2 protein-coding genes are annotated in these 2,747 nt (G+C 30.2%); one reads left to right on the top strand and one right to left on the bottom strand.

The features are described 5' to 3' along the window. A partial coding sequence (locus tag AAHJ11_RS22295) for a carboxypeptidase-like regulatory domain-containing protein (RefSeq protein ID WP_178678428.1) occupies window positions 1–230 on the bottom strand: 230 nt, incomplete at its 3' end. Between the two features lie 449 nt (window positions 231–679). Between AAHJ11_RS22295 and AAHJ11_RS22290 the strand changes: the two genes are divergently transcribed. Next, window positions 680–1,867 carry a site-specific integrase gene (locus AAHJ11_RS22290; protein ID WP_148365291.1) on the top strand — a complete coding sequence of 396 codons (1,188 nt, stop codon included), beginning with the start codon at window positions 680–682 and terminating at the stop codon, window positions 1,865–1,867. Window positions 1,868–2,747 lie beyond the last annotated feature (880 nt).

Below are 2,747 nucleotides of genomic sequence, written 5' to 3'. Positions count from 1 at the left end.
TACGAAATCTGCAAAGTCTTTGCAGAACTTGGTACGTTCGACAAATTAAAATTACCATCTACATCTGTGATTGTACCCAGAGTGGTACCTTTTACTAACACAGAAGCGCCAACAACTGGCTGCCCGTCTTCTTCAGAAATCACAACGCCTGTGACCTTTTGAGTCTGGGCAGTTACTAGGCCTATGCCCACAAAAAGGCATGCCAATAACAGCATTAATTTTCTTTTCATAAATTCTCTCTTAAAGTTTAACTTTACATTATTTGTATCTTTACTCTAACAATTTGCAAATATATTAATAAAACTGAAACTAGCAATTATATTAATAAAAAAAGGTTGCAAATATAACATTTTGTTATTTTATAAGCTGTATTTATGCCGATAAGCATATTTTTCTCAATCAAAAGCGTTGATTACTAAAATAGCAATTGACACTTTGTATGAGCAAAATGCATCTTTTAATATTTCTTTTACTCGTTTTTAGTCATAAAACATCTTTAAAAGCCATTCTTTTTGCTTTTTTCGTAAAAAAGCGAATAAAAAAGTGGCATTTAATTTAAAGTTTTGTGAATACCAAGTGATTTGAAGATTTATTTTTTAGAGATATTAATGCTTATTCGCCTCTGATATAGCACAGAATTACGTCTAATTTGTTCTATTATTAATTAAAAAATGAAAGTATGGAAAAAATCAGTTACAACCTTGTGTTTAACAGAAAGAAGAGATTGAATAAAAGAGGAATGGCATTAGTTCAGGTAGAAGCCTATCTGAACAGGAAAAAGATGTATTTCTCCACCAAAATATATCTCAAACCGGAACAGTGGGATGCCAAACGAAAAATGGTGAAGAATCATCCTAATGCGAATGTTTTGAATCGTATGTTATATGAAAATATAGCAGCTATTGAGCAAACAGAACTTGGACTATGGCAACAGGGAAAGTCCATATCGTTAGATTTATTAAAAAATTCTATTGATAAACCCCTAAGCAACGGAAGGTCATTTTTGACTTTTTTTAAAGAGGAGATAGCTAATTCTTCTTTGAAAGAGAGTACCCGTCAAAATCACCTTTCCACACTTGAATTACTTCAGGAATTCAAGAAAGAGGTATTATTTACCGATTTGACATTTGAATTTGTGTCTTCCTTTGATAATTACCTGCAATCTAAAGGTTATCACCTTAATACTATTGCCAAACACATGAAGCATCTGAAACGATATATTAATGTTGCAATAAATAAGGAGTATATGGATATACAGAAGTATGCCTTTAGAAAATATAAAATTAAAAGTATAGAAGGAAGCCATACACACTTAGCTCCGGAAGAGTTGCACAAATTTGAGAATTTGCAGTTGATAGGAAGATATACGAGACTGCAAAAAACAAAAGATGCATTTTTATTTTGTTGTTATGCAGGATTACGATATTCTGATTTTACTAATCTGACCTCTGCAAATATTGTTGAGTTCCATCAGGAGACTTGGATAATATACAAATCTGTCAAAACAGGTATGGAAGTACGTCTTCCTTTATATTTATTATTTGAAGGTAAAGGAATCCAGATATTGCAACGCTATAAAGATGACCTCAACAGTTTTTTCAAGTTAAAAGACAATTCCAATATTAATAAGGAATTAAATATATTGGCAGGTCTGGCTAAAATTGATAAACGTGTATCGTTTCACACCGCCCGGCATACAAATGCTACCTTATTATTATATAATGGTGCCAATATAACTACTGTACAAAAACTATTAGGGCATAAAAGTGTAAAGACCACACAGGTATATGCAAATATAATGGATATTACAGTGGTGCGTGATCTTGAGAAAACTGCCTCTTCAAATAATAATAAGCACAAAGGCTAAACGAAAGTGTTCTGTTTTTAAGATTTGGTTTTAGAAATGGAAGGTATAATTTTCTCTAATAGAAGAAAGTGTGTATAATTAAATGAAAGGATATGCAATATAAGTTCCGAAAACGCATATACATAATCTAAATATACATTATTATTACGAATATTATTACTCGTCCCATTTAAAGGAATGACTCGTTCCTTTAAAAGGAACGAGTCATTGGTCATAGAGAAGCCTTTGCTTTCTTTAAAAGGAGAGGATTAAAAGCTAATTTATAAACTTGACGACCTCTAATAGCTACTAAAATTCGGTATTTCTGGTTCTACCATTTGTTCATCAGATAAATGACAAATGGTTCCTTTGATATAGTTATATGTAATTATGCAATCTATTTGATATAAAAAAAGTATATAATCATCCAATATGAATATTCATTAATCATATTCTCTGCGATTTTGAGGAAGATTTGAGTCCGCCCCTGCATATTTAAAAATATACAGTAATAAAATATGCATTTTTTCATTTGGAGTTTTTCTTTTTCATAGGTTATTGTTTACTAATGGATATATTATTATAATCAGTAATTATTGGATATAATTTAGAACAAGAAAACCCATCTTCAAGCGTTAAGATGGAAATAATTTTTAGTTTATATCATATAAGATAAGAGCTTAAACAATTAATTAATAGAAGATTATGTCCTATTTTTGATAGAAATCTGGTATCATAAATCAGCAATTTAATATGTTTGACAGGTGTTTAACATATTGATAATCTGCACAATAAGCACAACAAAAGATTTATTGTCACAAGAAAGTAAATAGGTATATATTGTTAGTAATCAATATATTATACTTGTATTTAGTTCTGCAAAGACTTTGCAGATTTCGTA

The sequence above is a fragment of the Bacteroides sp. 90-K9/2 genome (assembly GCF_047310725.1).
Lineage (GTDB): Bacteria > Bacteroidota > Bacteroidia > Bacteroidales > Bacteroidaceae > Bacteroides > Bacteroides vicugnae.
The sequence above is the reverse complement of the archived record's forward strand: the minus strand, read 5'-3'. Positions and strand labels throughout refer to the sequence as shown.

Coding starts and splice junctions, on each gene's coding strand:
- AAHJ11_RS22290 (WP_148365291.1), top strand. CDS start 680: ATGGAAAAAATCAGTTACAACCTTGTGTTTAACAGAAAGAAGAGATTG.